Annotated in this window: 20 protein-coding genes; 8 read left to right on the top strand and 12 right to left on the bottom strand. The window is 66.3% G+C overall.

All coding sequences use genetic code 11. The features are described from left to right. Positions 1–17: 17 nt before the first annotated feature. Positions 18–521, top strand: coding sequence for a CYTH domain-containing protein (locus ACQR10_RS10665; protein ID WP_316218091.1), 504 nt, complete (start codon positions 18–20; stop codon positions 519–521). Between the two features lie 108 nt (positions 522–629). Next, positions 630–2,120 carry an acetyl-CoA hydrolase/transferase family protein gene (locus ACQR10_RS10660; protein WP_316182583.1) on the top strand — a complete coding sequence of 497 codons (1,491 nt, stop codon included), beginning with the start codon at positions 630–632 and terminating at the stop codon, positions 2,118–2,120. Between the two features lie 27 nt (positions 2,121–2,147). Here the strand turns inward: ACQR10_RS10660 and ACQR10_RS10655 are convergent, their stop codons facing one another. Together ACQR10_RS10655 and ACQR10_RS10650 are read right to left on the bottom strand one after the other, a co-directional pair. Next, a complete protein-coding gene (locus tag ACQR10_RS10655) occupies positions 2,148–2,909 on the bottom strand; it encodes a hypothetical protein (protein ID WP_316218092.1) in 762 nt (253 codons plus the stop codon). 19 nt (positions 2,910–2,928) lie between these two features. Next, positions 2,929–3,117 (bottom strand): hypothetical protein, encoded by a 189-nt coding sequence (locus tag ACQR10_RS10650; RefSeq protein WP_316218093.1) that lies wholly within the window; start codon positions 3,115–3,117, stop codon positions 2,929–2,931. A gap of 398 nt (positions 3,118–3,515) precedes the next feature. Between ACQR10_RS10650 and ACQR10_RS10645 the strand changes: the two genes are divergently transcribed. After that, entirely contained in the window at positions 3,516–4,469 is a 954-nt protein-coding gene (locus ACQR10_RS10645) for a DUF2336 domain-containing protein (protein ID WP_316218094.1), read from the top strand. A gap of 31 nt (positions 4,470–4,500) precedes the next feature. On the opposite strand, the gene ACQR10_RS10640 is transcribed toward ACQR10_RS10645, so the two are convergent. From ACQR10_RS10640 to ACQR10_RS10630, 3 genes are read right to left on the bottom strand one after another with little or no spacing between them, the layout of a single operon-like run. Next, positions 4,501–4,851, bottom strand: a complete 351-nt coding sequence (locus ACQR10_RS10640; RefSeq protein WP_315804208.1) for a DUF1491 family protein — start codon at positions 4,849–4,851, stop codon at positions 4,501–4,503. A 50-nt stretch (positions 4,852–4,901) separates the two neighbouring features. Continuing rightward, positions 4,902–5,588, bottom strand: coding sequence for a peptidoglycan-binding domain-containing protein (locus tag ACQR10_RS10635; RefSeq protein ID WP_316218095.1), 687 nt, complete (start codon positions 5,586–5,588; stop codon positions 4,902–4,904). After that, on the bottom strand, positions 5,581–7,344 hold the full coding sequence (locus ACQR10_RS10630) for a PAS domain-containing sensor histidine kinase (protein ID WP_315804210.1): 1,764 nt from the start codon (positions 7,342–7,344) through the stop codon (positions 5,581–5,583). The genes ACQR10_RS10635 and ACQR10_RS10630 overlap by 8 nt, the downstream gene beginning before the upstream one ends. 452 nt (positions 7,345–7,796) lie before the next feature. Here ACQR10_RS10630 and ACQR10_RS10625 point away from each other — a divergent pair, with 452 nt between their 5' ends. Together ACQR10_RS10625 and ACQR10_RS10620 are read left to right on the top strand one after the other, a co-directional pair. Then, a complete protein-coding gene (locus tag ACQR10_RS10625; protein ID WP_316218096.1) occupies positions 7,797–8,258 on the top strand; it encodes a DUF5330 domain-containing protein in 462 nt (153 codons plus the stop codon). Positions 8,259–8,332: 74 nt separating this feature from the next. After that, complete coding sequence (locus tag ACQR10_RS10620; protein ID WP_315804212.1) at positions 8,333–8,758, top strand: SufE family protein; 426 nt, start codon at positions 8,333–8,335, stop codon at positions 8,756–8,758. A 9-nt stretch (positions 8,759–8,767) separates the two neighbouring features. Here the strand turns inward: ACQR10_RS10620 and ACQR10_RS10615 are convergent, their stop codons facing one another. Both ACQR10_RS10615 and ACQR10_RS10610 read right to left on the bottom strand, forming a co-directional pair. Next, complete coding sequence (locus ACQR10_RS10615; RefSeq protein ID WP_315716114.1) at positions 8,768–9,184, bottom strand: MucR family transcriptional regulator; 417 nt, start codon at positions 9,182–9,184, stop codon at positions 8,768–8,770. Between the two features lie 229 nt (positions 9,185–9,413). After that, positions 9,414–10,334, bottom strand: a complete 921-nt coding sequence (locus tag ACQR10_RS10610; RefSeq protein ID WP_434911957.1) for a hypothetical protein — start codon at positions 10,332–10,334, stop codon at positions 9,414–9,416. Between the two features lie 441 nt (positions 10,335–10,775). Here ACQR10_RS10610 and ACQR10_RS10605 point away from each other — a divergent pair, with 441 nt between their 5' ends. After that, complete coding sequence (locus ACQR10_RS10605; protein WP_316182575.1) at positions 10,776–12,428, top strand: glycosyltransferase family 39 protein; 1,653 nt, start codon at positions 10,776–10,778, stop codon at positions 12,426–12,428. A 104-nt stretch (positions 12,429–12,532) separates the two neighbouring features. Then, the gene (locus ACQR10_RS10600; protein ID WP_316218097.1) at positions 12,533–13,312 is read left to right on the top strand and encodes a class II aldolase/adducin family protein; all 780 of its coding nucleotides are present in this window, start codon (positions 12,533–12,535) and stop codon (positions 13,310–13,312) included. Positions 13,313–13,419: 107 nt separating this feature from the next. Here ACQR10_RS10600 and ACQR10_RS10595 read toward each other — a convergent pair whose 3' ends face one another. The 5 genes from ACQR10_RS10595 to groES form a co-directional block, all read right to left on the bottom strand. Further along, positions 13,420–13,953, bottom strand: coding sequence for a hypothetical protein (locus ACQR10_RS10595; RefSeq protein ID WP_434911948.1), 534 nt, complete (start codon positions 13,951–13,953; stop codon positions 13,420–13,422). A 90-nt stretch (positions 13,954–14,043) separates the two neighbouring features. After that, entirely contained in the window at positions 14,044–14,493 is a 450-nt protein-coding gene (locus ACQR10_RS10590; RefSeq protein ID WP_315804216.1) for an Hsp20 family protein, read from the bottom strand. Positions 14,494–14,758: 265 nt separating this feature from the next. Beyond that, positions 14,759–14,989, bottom strand: coding sequence for a hypothetical protein (locus ACQR10_RS10585; protein ID WP_315716108.1), 231 nt, complete (start codon positions 14,987–14,989; stop codon positions 14,759–14,761). A 265-nt stretch (positions 14,990–15,254) separates the two neighbouring features. After that, the gene (gene groL / locus ACQR10_RS10580; protein WP_434911947.1) at positions 15,255–16,877 is read right to left on the bottom strand and encodes a chaperonin GroEL; all 1,623 of its coding nucleotides are present in this window, start codon (positions 16,875–16,877) and stop codon (positions 15,255–15,257) included. A gap of 40 nt (positions 16,878–16,917) precedes the next feature. Continuing rightward, complete coding sequence (gene groES, locus ACQR10_RS10575; protein ID WP_316182572.1) at positions 16,918–17,232, bottom strand: co-chaperone GroES; 315 nt, start codon at positions 17,230–17,232, stop codon at positions 16,918–16,920. A gap of 222 nt (positions 17,233–17,454) precedes the next feature. Between groES and ACQR10_RS10570 the strand changes: the two genes are divergently transcribed. Then, positions 17,455–18,549: a trypsin-like peptidase domain-containing protein gene (locus ACQR10_RS10570; RefSeq protein WP_434837905.1), complete on the top strand. Its 1,095-nt coding sequence runs from the start codon at positions 17,455–17,457 to the stop codon at positions 18,547–18,549. Positions 18,550–18,678: the final 129 nt, after the last annotated feature.

Below are 18,678 nucleotides of genomic sequence, written 5' to 3'. Positions count from 1 at the left end.
TCGCTCAACATCAGGTCATGCCTCTCGAAATCGAACGGAAGTTTCTCGTCAAGTCCGATGCTTGGCGGGATCAGGCGACGCACAGTGAACGCCTTCGCGACGGCCTCGTCGCACGTCAGGACGGCCTCAAGGTCCGCGTTCGCTGCTATGGCAACCGGACGACGCTGTGCGTGAAGAGCGGCCGCCGCGGTCTGGCCCGGGATGAATTCGAGTACGATATTCCCGCGGACCACGCAGCGGTGCTGTTCGCGCATTGCGCGGGACGCATCCTCGAAAAGACGCGTCACTACGTGCCGGCCGAAGCCGGCGTCTGGGAGATCGACGTCTACCACGACCCGCTCGAAGGCGTCGTCATCGCCGAGATCGAGCTGCCGACCGAAACGACCGTCGTGACCCTTCCGGACTGGGTCGGCGACGAGGTCACCGGCGACCCGCGCTACGGCAAGGCCAATATGCTGACGGAGCGCTCGCGGGCGGCGAAAGTCCGGGAACTGCGGCGCGCGCGCCTTGCAGGGCTGTGATGCACGCACGGGCCGTTGCGGCTTGACCCCTGTCAAATCACCCGTCGAGGGCACACCTTAAACAGCGCGGACTTGGCGGTCTGAACGATCGCGCATGGAGTTTGCACGATGAGTTCATCGCAGGTGATGTCACAGGCGCTGCGCGCCAAAATCATGTCGGCCGACGAGGCTGCCGCGCTGGTCGAGCCCGGCAACCATGTCGGCATGAGCGGTTTCACCGGGTCGGGCTATCCGAAAGCGGTGCCGCTCGCGCTGGCGCGCCGGATCGAGGCCGCGCATGCGCGCGGCGAGCCGTTCCGCGTCGGCGTGTGGACCGGGGCGAGCACCGCGCCCGAGCTCGACGGCGCGCTCGCCCGGGCTGATGGCATCGACCTGCGCCTGCCCTATCAGTCCGATCCGGCGACACGACAGCGCATCAACGCCGGCAGCATCGACTATATCGATCTGCATCTCAGCCATGTCGCACAGTTCGTGTGGTTCGGTTTTCTCGGCCATCTCGACGTCGCCGTGATCGAATGCGCCGGCATCCTGCCCGACGGGCGGCTGATCCCCTCGACCTCGATCGGCAACAACAAGACCTGGCTCGATCTGGCTGACCGCGTCATCATCGAGGTCAATTCGTGGATGAATCCGGCGCTGCTCGGCATGCACGACGTCTACTACGGCACCCGCCTGCCACCGCATCGCAAGCCGATCCCGATCGTGGCGCCCGGCGACCGCATCGGCGAGACCACCTATCGCTGCAATCCGGACAAGGTCATCGCGGTCGTCGAGACCCATGCGCCCGACCGCAACACCAGCTTCGCCGCGCCCGACGATAACTCGGGTGCGATTGCCGGCCACATCCTGGAGTTCTTCGAACACGAGGTGAAGCAGGGCCGCCTGCCGCGCAACCTGCTGCCGCTGCAATCCGGCGTCGGCAATGTCGCGAACGCCGTGATGGCCGGGCTCGATGACGGCCCCTTCCCGCATCTGACCGCCTATACCGAGGTGCTGCAGGACGGCATGCTCAATTTGATCCGCTCGGGCCGCATGGATCTGGCGTCGGCCACCGCGCTGTCGCTGAGCTCGGAAGCTGCGGTCGAATTCAACCGCGAAATCGAGTTCCTGCGCGACCGCATCGTGCTGCGGCCGCAGGAGATCTCCAACCATCCCGAAGTGATCCGCCGGCTCGGCGTCATCGCCATGAACGGCATGATCGAGGCGGACATTTACGGCAACGTCAATTCGACCCATGTGCGCGGCAGCAGCATCATGAACGGCATCGGCGGCTCCGGCGACTTCGCCCGCAACGCCTATCTGTCGATCTTCATGACGCCCTCGACCGCCAAGAACGGCACGATCTCCTGCATCGTGCCGATGGTCACCCATGTCGACCACACCGAGCACGACGTGCAGGTCCTCGTGACCGAGCGAGGCCTCGCCGATCTGCGCGGCCTGTCGCCGAAACAGCGCGCCCGCACCATCATCGACCAGGCGGCGCATCCGAAATTCCGGCCGGCGCTGGCGGATTATTTCGAACGCGCCTGCCGCGATTCGACCGGCAAGCACACGCCGCATCTGCTCGAGGAGGCCTTCCGCCTGCTCAGGCCGGACTGAGCGAAGCGGCGTGCGACCGCGTGCGGGCTAGCCCCGCGTCGTCAGCGGCCGTTCGATCAGGGGCCGCGCCGCGACCGGCGGATTGGCGGTCTGGGCTGCCAGTTCATGGATCAGGCGATCGGCCTCGGCGGCCATGCCGTCGGGCGCCTGCAGCACCAGGCGCTCCAGCGCCCAGCGATAGGACGAGACGCGCTGCTCCAGGCTGATCTGCACCCACTGTACGATCAGCGAGTTCTCCTGCATGCGCGCGACCGCGTCGGCCTTCTCGCGCGGCGAGAGCTCGGTCATGTATTTCATGCTGGCATCGCGCTTGCGGTCGAGATCGATGACGCGGATGGCCGATGCGAAGAACGGCTCGAACCGGGTGATGTCGTCGCGCACGTCGTCGATCAGTTGGGTGTAGCGCGAGGCGTGCGAGCGGTGCGGCTCGTCGATCAGGGCGCGGCCATAGGCGGTGCGGTCGAACACGACCTTCTGCCGCCAGGGCGAGGCCGACGGCTGATAGTCGCCGAACACGCTCTTCCAGGCGGGGCGCGAATGCGGCGGCTCGATCAGCGGATAAGCGAGGTCGCGCAGCTGGCGCTCATTGTCGGTGAGCTGGAACTGCGATGGCATGACACCGACGCTGGCGGTGGCTTCCGCGCCGATCCATTTGTGCATGTCGTCATTGCGCATGTCGGCGCGGGTGCGGCCAAAATCGCCGCCGCTGCAGGCACCGAGCAGGCCGCCGACGAGACCGAGCGCGAGGACCGGCAGCGCGCGCCGGACCGGATTGACGATGGCCGGCATTCCCATGTCCCCCGACCTGTCAGCGGCGACGGCGGCGGCGGCTTGGCGCTGTGCCCTCGCGGGGCCCTCGATCGTCGGTCGTGGTCTCGCGCTCGATCCGAACGACGGGAAGAATCAGGATCGTTCCCATGCCCTCCTGCGGCGCGCCGGTCACGGCAGACCGCGCGCGACGCGCAACGTCCGCCGGGAATTCAATGATGGTCGCCATATCCACTCTCTTTCGTGCCCGAAGTTCTTACCCCCTGAAAACTCCCCGTCGCCCGAACTTCGCAGGCAAGAGGGCACGCAGAACTGACGATCACGAATGCCGGCGCATGACGCTGCACCTTGGCATTCGGCGCGGCGAAGATCAGGCCGGCCGCGCGACGCGGCCAAGGCGAGATCATCGAACGGATCGATTAAGATCAGGACGTGGTTAAGAGGATATTAATGCGCGGCCCGCCCGACACGGATCGCGTGCACCGGTGGGAGAGAAGGCAAGCCGGCGTTGCGCCTTTGTCTCACCGGGTCATTTCGACCCATCTTCACCGATTGTTTTCCTTAACGCCGCATTAAAACAACTCCGCTCTAATCGGCGCAACGATTGCCGAAGTTGCGTACCCCGACATGACAAGATCATCGCTGTTCCCCGGCTTCGACGGGTTGCTCACGCTCTCGCGCCGCGAGGGCGTCGACATCAAGCCCACTCTGCTGCGCGTGCTGACCGACCTCTATGTCCAGGCGAGCGCGCATTCCGCCGACGAGGAGCGGCAGTTCGTCGAATTGGCTTCCCGTCTGGTGGACGACGTCGATGACGCGACCCGTGCGGCGGTGCGTGCGCGGCTGGCGATCTATCCGGCGACGCCGATCGAGATCCTGAACAAGCTGGGCTTGCGCCCGGCGCAGAGCGAGCCGGCGCCGCCGCTCGCCGGCCCCATTCCCGCATCGCTTCGCCCCTCGTCTCCGATGCCGCCGCGCGACGACGCATCGTCCGGACTGTCGATGCAGCCGAAGGATGCCGCCGAGCTGAGCGAGATGTTCATGCGCGCCGCCTCGCACGAACGCATCGCCATCCTGCAGAACCTCGCCACCACGCCGCTGAGGCCCGCCGCGCCGACGCCGTTGCACCGCGCGGTGCATGCGATCGAGGCACTGGAGATGGCCGCCTTCAACGCCGACGTCGAGACGTTCACGATCGAGCTCGGCGAGAGCCTGATCCTGCCCTCACGCATGACCCTCGAGGTGGTCAACGATCCCCATGGCGAGCCGCTGGCCTGTGCCGCAAAGGCGCTCGGCATGCCAGCGCCGGTGTTCGAGCGCGTGCTGCTGTTCCTCAAGCCGGAGATGGGCCAGTCCGTCCAGACCGTGTTTCGGCTGTCACGCTTCTACGAGCGCCTCAGCGAGCGCGCGGCGCTGATCATGCTGGCGGCCTGGCGCGGCTCGGGCATGGCGGCGATCAGGGCCAAACATCGCACGATGCTGTACGACGACGAGCGCCAGTCTGTCCGCGCAGGCGGAGCGCGGCCCGGCACAGCGACGCGACCGATCGTGCGCACGGGCACCGACGGCTTCAAGCGCTGACGCGCGATCACCGTCGCGGATCGGAGGATGATCAGGGACGCTCGCGCACGAGATCGAGGAAATGACGACCCTGCCTGTCCTCGGTCTCGATGATCCAGGCATCGGGATCGAAGCGCAGCTCCTTCACGAGACGCTCCTCGACCTGCGCTTCCGCGATCGGCTGCGGCGATACCGGTACGAAGAAGCGGTCGATCGGCCGGCTGTCGTCATAGACGGTCTGCGGCGCGGGGACATAGAGCTGCGCCGTGCCGTCCATCAGCGCGACCTTGACGAACACCGCGCCGGCCTCCTCGGCGCCGCGGTGGCGGATCGCGCTGAACGCGCCGGCCGACTGGCAGCGCCGCAGATAGGCGCTCACCCAGATGCTGGTCTTCAATCGCATGATGGTTCGATGCAGGAGCAAGCGCGCTGCACGTCGCAGCCGCCCCTGCTCTATTCGATCGGGTGACCGATGACAATCGCAAGCTCGCGCACCAGGCGGTCCGACACCTGGCCGGTCACCGGCAGCTTGCGCTCACGCTCGAACTTCTGGATCGCGGCCTGGGTGTCGGAGCCGACCATCCCGGTGGGCTTCAACTGGCCATAGCCATATTCGGTCAGCGCACGCTGGACCGCCGCGACACGGCGGACATTGCCGCCCTGCTGCGTCGGCTGCGGACGCGGCACATTGCCCTGACCGCCGCTGACCGAGCGGACGAGATCGGCCAGGGGATCGGCATATTTCTGATCCGGACGCGCCTCGGTCGCGCGCTGCTCGACCGCCCTCTGCTCCGCCGCCCTGGTTTCAGCGGGCCGCGTCTCGATCACCTTCGGATCGAGCGGCGAGATGTCCATCGGCCGGGGCCGCGGCAGCGGATTGGAGCTCGTCAGATTGGGCGGAATGGTGACGATCGATCCGAACATCGGCGCCGGATGCGGTCCCGATTGCAGGAACACGGCATTGACGATGATGGCGCTGCCAGCCGCACAGGCCAGCAGGCCCGCAAACAGATCCTTCGGGCTGTAGAGCATGGCCCGCAGCAGCCAGCCGCGCTCCTCCGCCACGTCGGCGACGGCCGCAGCGGCGCGCTTGCGACGGCGCGGCGGCGCCGGATCATCCTCTGCAGCTCGTCTAGGCACTCTTCTTCACCTGCATGACCTGCCCTGGCTGGGCGGAGCGCGAGGGTGACAGCGGCGTGACGGTGGCGCCGGCGGCCGCCTCGGCCACGAAGTTGATCGGCAGCGCGATCGTGACCGTGGTCCCCTCGTCGATCTTGCTTTCTATCGACATTTCGCCGCCGTGCAAGTTCACGAGGCTCTTGACGATCGACAGCCCGAGCCCGGTTCCCTCGTGGCGCCGCTGGTAGGTCTTGCCGGCCTGAAAGAACGGATCGCCGATGCGCTTGAGATCATCGGCGGCGATGCCGACGCCGGTGTCGGTGATTCGCAGCAGCAGGCGCGCGCCGTCGACGCCGGCAGAGACCGTGACACGGCCGCCGCGCTCGGTGAACTTGATGGCATTGGAGACGAGGTTGAGCACGATCTGCTTGAAGGCGCGCGGATCACCGGTGACCATCGGCAGGTCCTGCGGCACGTCGGCCGACAGATCGACACCGTTCTCGCGCGCCCGCAGCGCCAGCAGGTTGCAGCAATTGATCAGCGCAGCGCGCGGCGCAAACGGCTCCGGCGTCAGCTCGAAATTGCCGGACTCCATCTTCGACATGTCGAGGATGCCGTTCACGACCGACAGCAGATGCTGGCCGGAATCGTTGATGAGTTGCGCATATTCGCGGCGCCGCGCCGCGTTCAGCACCAGCACCTGCTCCTGCATCAGCATCTCGGAGAAGCCGATGATGGCGTTCAAGGGCGTGCGCAGCTCGTGGCTCATGGTCGCGAGGAATCGCGTCTTCGCGGCGTCGGCGCGCTCGGCAGCGCTGCGCGCCAATTCGAGCGCCTGCTCCTGCAGCTTGCGGTCGGTGACGTCGCGCATGACCGCGACCACCTCCTGCTCCGACCCGCCCGGCATCACGCCGATGCGGTCGAGCGGGCGGCACCGCATCTCGACCCAGATGAAATCGACCGGATGATGAAAGCCGCGGCCCTCGCCCGGCGCATCGCGGCGCAGGCGGAACTCGACGCTCGAGGCTTCGCTACCGCCCGCCGCTTCCGACAGCGCCGTGAGGTAGGCCGGCCGGTCGGCGACATGGACCCGTTCGAACAGGCCGTGGCCGTGCAACTGCGCGACCGGCGCGCCGAGCAGCGTCTCGGCCGCCGGCGAGATGAACATGACCGCGCCGTTGCGACGGTGACGGGAGATCACGTCGCTCATATTACGTGCGAGCAGGCGATAACGCTCCTCCTCCATCGACAGCAGCGTCACGCTGGTGCGCGCGAGCGTGTCGGCGGCAAAGGCGAGCACGGCCGCATAGAGCGTGGCCGAGGCGACGCCGAACGCGAGCAGCCCGGTGCGCAGGGCGGGGTTGATCTCGGGCTTCGGCAGCCACCCGAAATGACCGATGAGGATGAGCAGCAGCGCGCAGCACAGTGCGAGCCCCGCGGAGAACACGACGACGCGGCGCGAGGCCGAGAACGAGGCTTCCAGGGGTACGACGATCAGCCACACCGCGGCAAAGGATTCGATGCCGCCGGTCTCGATCGACACCGCCATGATCAGCGCCGACAGCGCCATCGACGACAGCGCGCAGGCGCTCTCGTAGCGGCCGGTGCGTGACAGATACCAGGACAGCAGAATGGGCGCGATCAGCCAGGACAGCGCGCCGACCTCGAGCGCGCTCGGCGCACCGCGTAGCGCGAGATAAGCGGGAAACACGGCGAAGGCGGCGAGGCTGCCCAGCAGGCGCGGCGCGATGAAGGCGCGATGACGCGCGCGCGTCATCGCATCAGTTCGAGCCGATGGATGCAATAACGCATCGAGACAATCGCGGATGATACTCAACACACTCACGGCTCTCGCGCCTCGGCTTAATCGGTGGTTCTCACAAAGAGAACGCGCCGGGACGCCCCCTGTCGTCGGAAGTCACCGTGTCAGACTCGCATTAAGCGAACGCTAAGGTCCAGACTGCGGTGAGCCCGCCATTCGGCCGGGATGGTGAATGCATCGTTTCCGGCCGGGCCTGCGGTTGCGAAAGCGGCGCGATCTACAGCCGGTTGCACGGCGCGGGCGCCCGGCGCCAATGAAAAATTGACTCCGAAAAAAATCCAGCGCCCGGCTTCGCGAAATCTCAACCAATTAAGCCCAATGCAAGCAGTCGCGACATAGAACAATCAGCTGCGATCCGGTTGCGCGATTTGAGCACGCGAGATCAGCAGCACGGTCGGGGTTGCGTGATGTTCTTTCTGCTTCGGATGGCATTCTGGCTCGGACTCGTGCTGGTGCTGCTGCCGCGCGAGAAGAGCCCGGACGCCGACAAGCTGCCGCAGATCAATGCGCACGAAGCCGTGCAGGCCGCGACCGCGGCCGTCTCCGACATGAGCCAGTTCTGCAAGCGCCAGCCGCAGGCCTGCGAGGTCGGCGGCCAGGCCGCGACCGTGATCGGCCACCGCGCCCAGGAAGGCGCGCGCAAGATCTACCAGATCATCACCGACAAGGCCGAAGGCGCGGAGAAGCCCGCCGGCGCCGACAAGTTCATCGGCCCGGTGAAGCCGGCCAGTCTCGACAAGCGCGGCAACGATCACACCGGCTCGATCGACGCCCCCGTGCTCGAGGAGATTCCGCCGGGCGACGCGCCGGCCGATACGCTCTCGACCGACGATCTCGCCGCCGAATGGCATCTGCCGCCGACGCCCTGAACCGGCGGAACCGACTGTCGCTTTCGTCGTCCCGAACGCCTATATGAAAGCCGACATCGGGACCGAAGAGCATCATGACGATCGACGACATCCGCGACAATTTCGCCCTGCTCGACGACTGGGACGACCGCTACCGCTACGTGATCGAGCTCGGCCGCACCCTGGCGCCGATGCCGGAGGACGAGCACTCCGCCGCGAACAAGGTGCAGGGCTGCGCCAGCCAGGTCTGGCTGTCCAAGCACGTCGATCACAGCAGCGCCGTGCCGGTCCTGAACTATCTCGGCGACAGCGACGCCCATATCGTTCGCGGCCTGATCGCAATTCTGCTGACGCTGTATTCGGGGCGGACGCCGCAGGAGATCATGACCATCGATGCGCCCGCGGTGTTCGACGAGCTCGGGTTCCGCGAGCATCTGACGCCGCAGCGCTCCAACGGCCTGCGCTCGATGGTCGAGCGCATCCGCGCCGACGCCCGCGAGGCGCTCGCCGCGGCGTCCTGATCGGCTCGGCTACTTTTCCCGCTCGGGCCGCTGCTGGCCCAGGCCCATCTTCTTGGCAAGCTGCGAGCGGGTGACCGCGTAGTTCGGCGCCACCATCGGATAGTCCGGCGGCAGGTTCCATTTGTCGCGGTATTGTTCCGGCGTCATGTTGTACTGCGTGCGCAGATGCCGCCGCAGCGACTTGAAGCGCTTGCCGTCCTCGAGGCAGACCAGATAGTCCGGATGGATCGATTTCTTCACTGGGACCGCGGGCCGCGCCGGCTCCGGCGCGGGCTCGCTTCGTCCCGCTGCGACCCGCGTCAGCGCCGCATGCACCTGGCTGATCAGAGAGGGAATCTCCGCCGCCGGGGTCGGGTTGTTGCTGAGATAGGCCGACACGATGTCGGCCGTCAGATCGATAAAGCTCTTGCCGACCGCTTCGGTCATTGACCCCTCATCCCGCTCCGCCCTGTGACCGTCGATCGCAAGTATCCCTCGATCGCAAGTATCACTCGCGCCGAGTGGCAGCGTTGTCTCGCGATTCTGCAAGCAATATGGGCAAATGACTGGCAAAATGACAAGATAGTGAGGACTTCTTCTTGAGAAGTCTGTCACCCGCCAAGTAGTGTGTACCGTATGCCAGCCGGGTTCAACCTGACCGTGTGATCCCGCTGCCTCAGGTCCGGCCTTCGAGATGGGCGCGCAGCTCGTCGATCGACGCAAAGCGCATCATCCCTTCGGGCATCTGCGCCTCGATCGAGCCGTCGGAATAGAGCGAATAGGCCATCCCATCCACCACGCCCGACTTGACGATGCTGACGGCCGGCGCGTCCAGATCCTTCGGCTCGGGCGGCGGCGGGGTTGGCTCGGGATCGACGAAGGCCGGGGCGGCCCGCGCCAGGCGCCGCGGGAACGGCGGGCGCAGAGGCTCCGGCGTCCGCTCCGGTCGCGACCAGCCGTCCGACGCGCCCGGCTCGGTCGCGGCAGGTTCGTCCAGCGGCACGGGCGGCGGGGCGCTGAGGGGCGGTGACCGGAAATCCGTCGGCAGCGGCTCGGCGCCGCGCTTCTCCGCGCGGTCCCGCTCCCGGCGCGACGACGCAAACAGCAGATTGCGCTTGGGCCGCTCGGCGGGTTCGGACGGCGACTCGGCGGGATCCCGCAAGGACTCGGAGGCGCGCAGCGAGCTTGACAAGGGAGACGAGGACAGCGGTGAGGACGACGACAGCCCCGAGGACAAGGGGGCCGACAGGTCCGGCATGCGGGGACGCGGACGCGGCGAACCGCCTTCGCGCCAGACATCTTCTGTCGGCGGCACCGGGGCGGTCTCGAAGTCGGTCGTCCCGGCGGCAGGTGGGAGCTGCAGGGGCCTGGCCTCGGACTCGGCGCCCGAACGCGACCTCAGCCGGCTCGAAATCACCTTCAGCTCGTTGAGGACGGCCGCCAGTCCGAACAGGATCAGCCCGCTGCACACGCCAAGGGTCCCCGACAGGATCAGCGTATTACCGACGCTGAACTCCTTGACCGGAATTCCCCAGGCGATCGCCCCGAGCCCGGCCAAGATGGCGAGGGCCCCGGCGGCCAACATTGCACTCATCATCGAACTCATCCCCTAATGCGCCGGTTCCGGGCGGTGTCCCGACCGAAATCACATTAGATAGCTGCGGTTGCGCGCGTCCTTGAATCCGGTTTCTAGTCCAAATCCGCGACGATTTGCAGCGGAAGTTCGTCCAAGACCGCCGAAGTTCGTATCCGACCTGCGCCGCCCGCCACGATCCCGCCACAATACGGTTCAGCCAACCCTCGGAATTCCTGGAGGTTCCTCTCGGGTTCTCCCGGTCCTTCTGGTTCAGCGGCCGTTCATTTGGCTGTGCCAATATGGCGCTTAGCAGCCGAAATTCGGGTCCCCGCTGCGCTGCGACAAGGCGTGCCTCCCATATTTTCGACACCTCCGAACACGGGACGCGCTATACGCAGGCGGGGAACACAAGCCTGAAACGCGGAAGCGGGGTCGCCAGGGGACGCCGGGTCACACTCAGCCATGACAACGATAACCACTTCGGTCCTCGAGACGCCGACGCGGCGGTCCCTCGAGCGGACGTATGACGATCTCGCCGTGTTCGTGCTCGCCGCAGTCGCGGTGGTGGCCGGACTGACGTTCCGGGATTACGGCCTCGGCTGGGACGATTACACCCATGCCGAATATGCCGATCTGTTGCTGCGCATGTACGGCTCCGGTTTCAGGGACCAGGCGGCGCTGTCGTTCGCCAACCTCTATATGTACGGTGGCGGCTTCGACATGGTTGCAGCCCTGCTGCACAAGATCATGCCGCTGGAATTGTTCGAGACCCGCCGGCTGGTCGGGGCCATCGTCGGGCTGATTGGCCTCGGCGTGACCTGGCGCCTGGCGCGCCGCATCGGCGGCCCCGTGGCCGGCCTCGCCGCGCTGCTGCTGCTGGCGCTCTGCCCGATCTTCTACGGCCACATGTTCATGAACCCGAAGGACGCGCCCTTCGCGGTCGCCATGGTGGTGCTGCTGATGGGCCTCGTGCGCCTTGCCGAGGAGTATCCCTACCCCTCGCCACGCACCATCCTGATCATCGGCCTCGGCGCCGGCTTCTCGATCGGCTCGCGGATCCTCGGCGGCATGGCCGTGGTTTACGCCATGGTCGGCTTCATGCCGCTGTTCATGGAGGAGTACCGCACGCAAGGGCCCCGCGAGGCGATCCGCCGCTTCGCCCACGTGCTCTACGTGCTGATCCCCGGCCTGATCCTGGGCTACCTGATCATGGGGTTGATTTGGCCGTGGTCGATCATCGAACCGGCCAACCCGTTCCGGGCCCTGACCTACTTCTCGCATTTCTTCGAGAAGCCGTGGAAGGAGATGTTCGACGGGGCGCTGGTCTCGGTGCCCGACATGCCCTGGTCGTATCTGCCGACGCTGTTCGCGCTGCAACTGCCCGAACTGATGATCGCGCTGTTCGTCGCCGGCGTCGTCGCCTCGATCATGTCGCTGTCGCGGCCCGACATGCCGGCGCGCCAGAAGAGCATCCTGTTGATGCTGACCCTAGCGGCGACGCTGCCGATCCTGATCGCGATCGTCAAACGCCCGGCGCTCTACAACGGCATCCGCCATTTCGTGTTCGTGATCCCGCCGATGGCGCTGCTCGGCGGCATCGCCTTCTCCTGGCTGTTGTCGTGGCTCAACGCCGACGAGCGAAGGAGCTGGCAGCCGGTGGCGATCGCCGCGTTCTGCTTCGGCCTGCTGCTGCCGCTGGCGGAGATGATCCGGCTGCATCCCTATCAGTACACCCACTTCAACTTCATCGCCGGCACCGTGCGCGAGGCCGACACCCGCTTCATGCTCGACTATTGGGGGCTGGCGCTGAAGCAGGCCTCCGACGGGCTGAAGGAACAGCTCGACGAGCGCCAGGAGGTGCCGCCGATCGGGCACAAATGGAAGGTCGCGGTCTGCGGCCCGCAGCGCCCCGCCCAGGTCGCGCTCGGCCCCGATTTCACCATCGGCTGGGACAGCCATGCGGCCGACTTCGCCATGACGCTCGGCGAGTTCTACTGCAAGGGACTGACCGCACCCGTGATGGTCGAGATCAAGCGCGACGATGTCGTGTTCGCCCGGGTCTACGACATCCGCGGCCGCAGCATCTCCAGCCTGCTGTCGATCCCGGCGCCCTGAGCGGCGCACTCGGCCAAACGGCATGACTGCCCCCCTGCCCCGCGCCTTGTCGCGCGGCGGCGAGCCGCTTAGGCTCCGGTCAACCCAGGAAATCGGAGAATGCCATGTCGCCAGCCGAAGCGCGCCTCAAGGAAGTGCCGTCGAACATGACCGAGGCCGAATGGTCGCAGCGGGTCAATCTCGCCGCCGCCTACCGGCTGGTGGCGCTGTTCGGCTGGGACGACTTGGTGGACACTCACATCTCCGCCCGCGTGCCCGGCCCCGAGCATCACTTCCTGATCAACCCCTATGGCCTGCTGTTCGAGGAGATCACCGCCTCCAGCCTGATCAAGGTCGACCTCTACGGCAATCAGTTGTCCGAGAGCGAGTACAGCATCAATCCCGCCGGGTTCACCATCCATTCCGCGATCCACGAGGTCCGCGAGGATGCCGGCTGCGTGATCCATCTGCACACGCTGGACGGCGTCGCCGTGTCGAGCTGCGCCGACGGCCTGCTGCCGCTGAACCAGATCGCGCAATACGTGACCCACGACCTCGCCTATCACGACTATGAAGGCGTGGCGCTGGACCATGACGAGCGGCCGCGGCTGCAGCACGACCTCGGCAGCAAGAACCACATGCTGCTGCGCAATCACGGCACGCTGACGGTCGGCCGCTCCGTCGCCTCCGCCTTCGAGCGCATGTATCATCTGGAGCGCGCCTGCTCGATCCAGGTGCGCACCCGCACGCTCGGTCCCTCGGCCTATCCGGTGCGCGACGAGGTCATCGACAAGAACGCGAAGCTGTTCGACAACGAGGATCGCGTCGAGCTGCGCTCCAATCAGTTGGTGTGGCCGCCGCTGCTGCGCCGGCTCGATCGCCTCAACCCGGGCTACCGGAATTGATTTTTCGCCGATGATCGGCTAGCCTGAGTTCATCACCCTCTACGCTTTCGGAGTCAAACGCCGCCCAATTCCGGGCGGCGTTTTCATTCGTCCGGCGATGTCCCTCGTCAGCAGCACCCGGCCCGAGCCGAGCCATGCCGCTCGGCCGGGCCGTGCACTTGCTGCAGCTCCTCGGCCAGCCGGCGCTCGACGAAGCGCCGCTCGTTCTCGGCGAGGTGGGTGGCAAGCAGCTTGCGATAGCGCCGCACATTGGCCTCGCGCGAGAACCGCAGGCGGGCGGCGGGCCGCATCCTGCCGCTAGCGGTGCTGTCCATCGCAGCGCCATCGGCCTCGACATCGACGCGCGGAACGATGCGCATGGCCGCCCCGCCGCGCGGGCGCGGCGGCTGGTCCTCGCGGTCGAGCTGACGCAGCGCGCCGAGCACATCGGCCAGATGCAGCGGCCTGGAGATGCCCGGAATCTTGCGCAGGCCCGGCTGCGACTCGACGGCATACATATCTGACGCCCAGGACGACAGGATCAGCCGCTTCTCGGCCAGTGACAGCTTGCGGTCGTTCAGCAAGTCGGCCGGCGACTCGTAGTGCGAGACCGGATGGAATCCGGCTCTGCCCGCGGTGATCGAAAAACAGTGCTCGCTCATGGCGTCTCTCCTCTTCCACTCCTTTCACAAGAGACAGATGCTGCAAGGGCGCGGGCGACACGCCGCCCGCGCCGCAACTCGAACAAGGCGTCAGGCCGCCTTCTGCTGCGCGATCTTTTCGACCGGCACTGTACCGATGGCGATGCGGCGCGGCTTCATCGCCTCGGGGATCTCGCGCACGAGCTCGATCCGCAGCAGGCCGTTGTCGAACGCCGCGTTGGTCACCTGCACGTAGTCGGCGAGATTGAACTGCCGCTTGAACGGCCGCGACGAGATGCCTTGATAGAGATATTCGCGGGTTTCCTTGTCGCCCTTGCGTCCTTCCACCGTGAGCACGTTGTGCTCGGCGGTGATCGACAGCTCGTCCGGCGCGAACCCCGCCAGCGCCAGCGAAATCTGGTAGCGGTCGTCGCCGAGCCGCTCGATGTTGTACGGGGGATAGTTGTCCTCGACCGCGCGCTGGGTCTCGTCGAGCAGATCGAACAGACGGTCGAAACCGATGGTCGAACGCCACAGCGGAGAGAAGTCGTAGGTCCTCATAGCCAAGTCCTCCTGAGAGCAAGATGGATACGAAGGAGCGCCGAGCCGATGCGGACTTCAAAGTCCCGGAGATGTCTAAGTACCAAGAGACTTGGTACAAGAGACTACTGAGTACCAGACAACCGGTCAGCGCCCAGATTTCGACCGGGCCCTGATGGCACCCGGCGCCGCCGAAGCGGCAGCAGACGAATTAGAACAACCGATATCCATTTCAAGAGGGGAAGATCGAATTTTTTGTCGTAGCCTTTTCGCGGCGCAACACCCGTCAGGCGGCCACGGCAGACAGCCGCTGCAGCCGCATCGTCGCCTCCCGGAGCACGCTGACCAGCCGGTCGCGCTCGCGCTGATCGATGTCACCGCGCGACAGCACGGCCTGGCAGTGTGCCACCACGCGCTGTTCGCTCTCGATCAGAAACCGTGTCAAGCGACGCGGATCGCCCATGCTCATGACGGAGGTCGGGTTGGGCGGCGGATGATCGTATTGCCAGGCTGGCATGATCGGGCCTGCGAGCTCGCGCTGCTGATGAGACCGGGCGGCGCGACAGCGCTCAACCACACCTCCCGTCGACCGTCGGTCCGTTCTCAGCCGGCTCACCGAATGCAATTGTGGCCGGTTGTGGACGGATTGCGGTCGTTGGCCTGATTGATAGCTGCGCGTTGTGGCCGATCCACGACCTCACGGGGCAGCGATCAGTTGTTTGTCGATATTTCTTTCGGGGAGCCGGGGGTGGCTGCGGCCAGCCGCCCCCGGCTGCATCGGATCAGAAGTCCATCGACGGCGCGGCCGCGGTGGCGTCGCCCTTCTTCGGCTTGTCCGCCACCAGCGCCTCGGTGGTGATCAGCAGCGAGGCGACCGAGGCCGCGTCCTGCAACGCGGTACGGACCACCTTGGCCGGGTCGATCACGCCGGCCTGCACCAGATCCTGGTACTCGCCGGTCGCGGCGTTGAAGCCCCAACCATAGGCATCCTTCTCCAGGAGCTTGCCGACCACCAGCGAGCCGTCCTCCCCGGCGTTCTGCACGATCTGCCGCACCGGCACCTGGATGGCGCGGCGGACGATGTCGACGCCGGCCTTCTGGTCGGCATTGGCGGTCTTGACGCCGTCGAGCACCTTGGTGGCGCGCAGCAGCGCCACGCCGCCGCCGGGCAGGATGCCCTCCTCCACCGCGGCGCGGGTGGCGTGCAGCGCATCGTCGACGCGGTCCTTGCGCTCCTTGACCTCGACCTCGGTGGCGCCGCCGACCCGGATCACCGCGACGCCGCCGGCGAGCTTGGCCAGCCGCTCCTGCAGCTTCTCGCGGTCGTAGTCGGAGGTGGTCTCCTCGATCTGCAGCTTGATCTGCTGCGCGCGGGCCTCGATGTCGGCCTTCTTGCCGGCGCCGTCGACGATGGTGGTGTTCTCCTTGTCGATCACGACCTTCTTGGCGCGGCCGAGCATCGACAGGGTCACGTTCTCCAGCTTGATGCCGAGATCCTCGGAGATGGTCGTGCCGCCGGTGAGGATCGCGATGTCCTCCAGCATCGCCTTGCGGCGATCGCCGAAGCCCGGCGCCTTGACGGCCGCGATCTTCAGGCCGCCACGCAGCTTGTTGACGACCAGGGTCGCCAGCGCCTCGCCCTCGACGTCTTCAGCCACGATCAGCAGCGGCTTGCCCGACTGCACCACGGCCTCGAGCAGCGGCAGCATGGTCTGCAAGCCCGACAGCTTCTTCTCGTGGATCAGGATGTAGGGATCCTCGAGCTCGACCCGCATCTTCTCGGAGTTGGTGACGAAGTACGGCGAGACATAGCCGCGGTCGAACTGCATGCCCTCGACCACTTCCAGCTCGGTATCGAGGCTCTTGGCCTCCTCGACCGTGATCACGCCCTCGTTGCCGACCTTCTGCATGGCCTCGGCGAGGAAACGCCCGATCTCATTGTCGCCATTGGCCGAGATGGTGCCGACCTGGGCGATCTCGTCGTTGCTGGTGATCTTCTTGGCGTGCGACTTGAGATCCTTGACGATCGCGTCGACGGCGAGATCAATGCCGCGCTTCAGATCCATCGGGTTCATGCCGGCGGCGACCGACTTTGCGCCTTCCTTGACGATGGCCTGGGCGAGCACGGTGGCGGTGGTGGTGCCGTCGCCGGCGAGATCGGCGGTCTTCGAGGCCACTTCGCGCACCATCTGCGCGCCCATGTTCTCGAACTTGTCCTCCAGCTCGATCTCCTTGGCGACCGTCACGCCGTCCTTGGTGATGCGCGGCGCGCCGAACGATTTCTCGATCACGACATTGCGGCCCTTGGGACCGAGCGTGACCTTCACGGCATTGGCGAGGATGTCGACGCCGCGCAGCATGCGGTCGCGCGCGTCGGTGGAAAACTTCACGTCCTTGGCAGCCATGTTCGTCGTCTCCTTTCCTTCGATGACTGTCAGTTGGGGATCAGGCGGCCTTCTTCGCCGCGGCGGGCGCGTCGATGATGCCGAGCAGGTCGCTCTCCTTCATGATCAGGAGATCCTTGCCGTCGATCTTGACCTCGGTGCCCGACCACTTCGCGAACAACACGCGGTCTCCCGGCTTGACGCCGAGGGCGACCTGCTGCCCCTGCTCGTTCCGCGCCCCCGGACCCGCGGCAACGATCTCGCCCTCCTGCGGCTTCTCCTTCGCGGTGTCGGGAATGATGATGCCGCCCTTGGTCTTCTCCTCGGCATCGATGCGGCGCACGAGCACGCGGTCGTGCAATGGACGGAAATGCATGCACATCCTCCTTTACAGATCAGCGATGTCATAAGCCTCGGGTCCCATCAGGCCCCCGGGCGAGCAACGACCTAGGAAAGCCGAACTTTTCGTTCAAGAGGGTCACGCAAATTTTTTGGCACTCTCGGGGAACGATTGCCAGCCCGGCTCTTGAACCGGGCCGGCCGCCTTCCCAGCTCTGTCGTCGCCAAAAAATCCTGATCGCGCTTGTTGGGGATCACGATGCAGCTTCCGCCTTCTCTCCGGGCCGTCCTGGCGCCTGCCATCCTGCTTTGCCTGATGACCGGGCCTGCCTTGGCCCAAATTCCCGATCTCAAGCTCGGCCGGGTGCCGACGCTCGCGCCGCTGGTCAAGGAGGTGACGCCGGCCGTCGTCAACATCTCGGTCGAGGGCAAGGTCCGCCAGGACAACCCGCTCTACCAGGACCCGCTGTTCCGCGAGTTCTTCGACGTGCCGAAGCAGGTCGAGAAGCAGATCAGCGCGACCGGCTCCGGCGTCATCGTCGATGCGCAGCGCGGCTACGTGATGACGGCCAACCACGTCGTCGAACACGTCACGACAGCGCAGATCCGCACCAAGGACGGCCGCAAATTCGCCGCCCGCCTGGTCGGGCGCGATCCCGCCACCGACATCGCGCTGCTGCAGATCAGGGACCCGATCGAGCTCAGGGCCATCGCACTCGGCGACAGCGACGCGCTCGAGGTCGGCGACTTCGTGATCGCGGTCGGCAACCCGTTCGGCCTCGGCCAGACGGTCACCTCGGGCCTCGTCAGCGCGCTCGGACGCACGGGCCTGGGCAAGCAGGGCTACGAGGATTTCATCCAGACCGACGCGGCGATCAATCCCGGCAATTCCGGCGGCGCGCTGATCAATCTGCGCGGCGAGCTGGTCGGTATCAACACCGCGATCATCTCGCCCGGCGGAGGCAATGTCGGCATCGGCTTCGCGGTGCCGATCAACATGGCGCGACGGGTGATGGAGCAGCTCGTCGCGAACGGCCGCGTCGATCGCGGCCGCATCGGCGTGACCCTGCTCGACCTCGACGCGCCGGCCGATGGCCGCATTCAAGGCGCGCGCGTCGCCGACGTCACCGTGGGCTCGCCGGCCGAACGCGCGGGGCTGCGCAAGGGCGACATCATCGTGAAGGCGAACGACATGCCGGTGCGCAGCGCCACGCAGGTGCGCAACCTGATCGGCCTCACGCCGGTCGGACAGCGCGTCCGTCTCGTGTTCGAGCGCGACCGCGCGCTCGGCAATGCGACAGTGGAGGTCGCGCCGGTCGCCGAAGAACGCGCGCGTGCGCGAACCTCGGGCTGAGAATTCAACTTCAGTTCGCTGTGAGCTGCGCATACCACGTGGAGTAAATTTTTACCGTGCATCAAGCATGCAGCGAGACGCCGATACCTCCATAAACGCGTGTTAAGTGCCCTCGCGGTTAGTGCAACC

Origin of the sequence: Bradyrhizobium sp. HKCCYLRH2060 (assembly GCF_051168135.1) — a bacterium.
GTDB lineage: Bacteria > Pseudomonadota > Alphaproteobacteria > Rhizobiales > Xanthobacteraceae > Bradyrhizobium.
The sequence above is the reverse complement of the archived record's forward strand: the minus strand, read 5'-3'. Positions and strand labels throughout refer to the sequence as shown.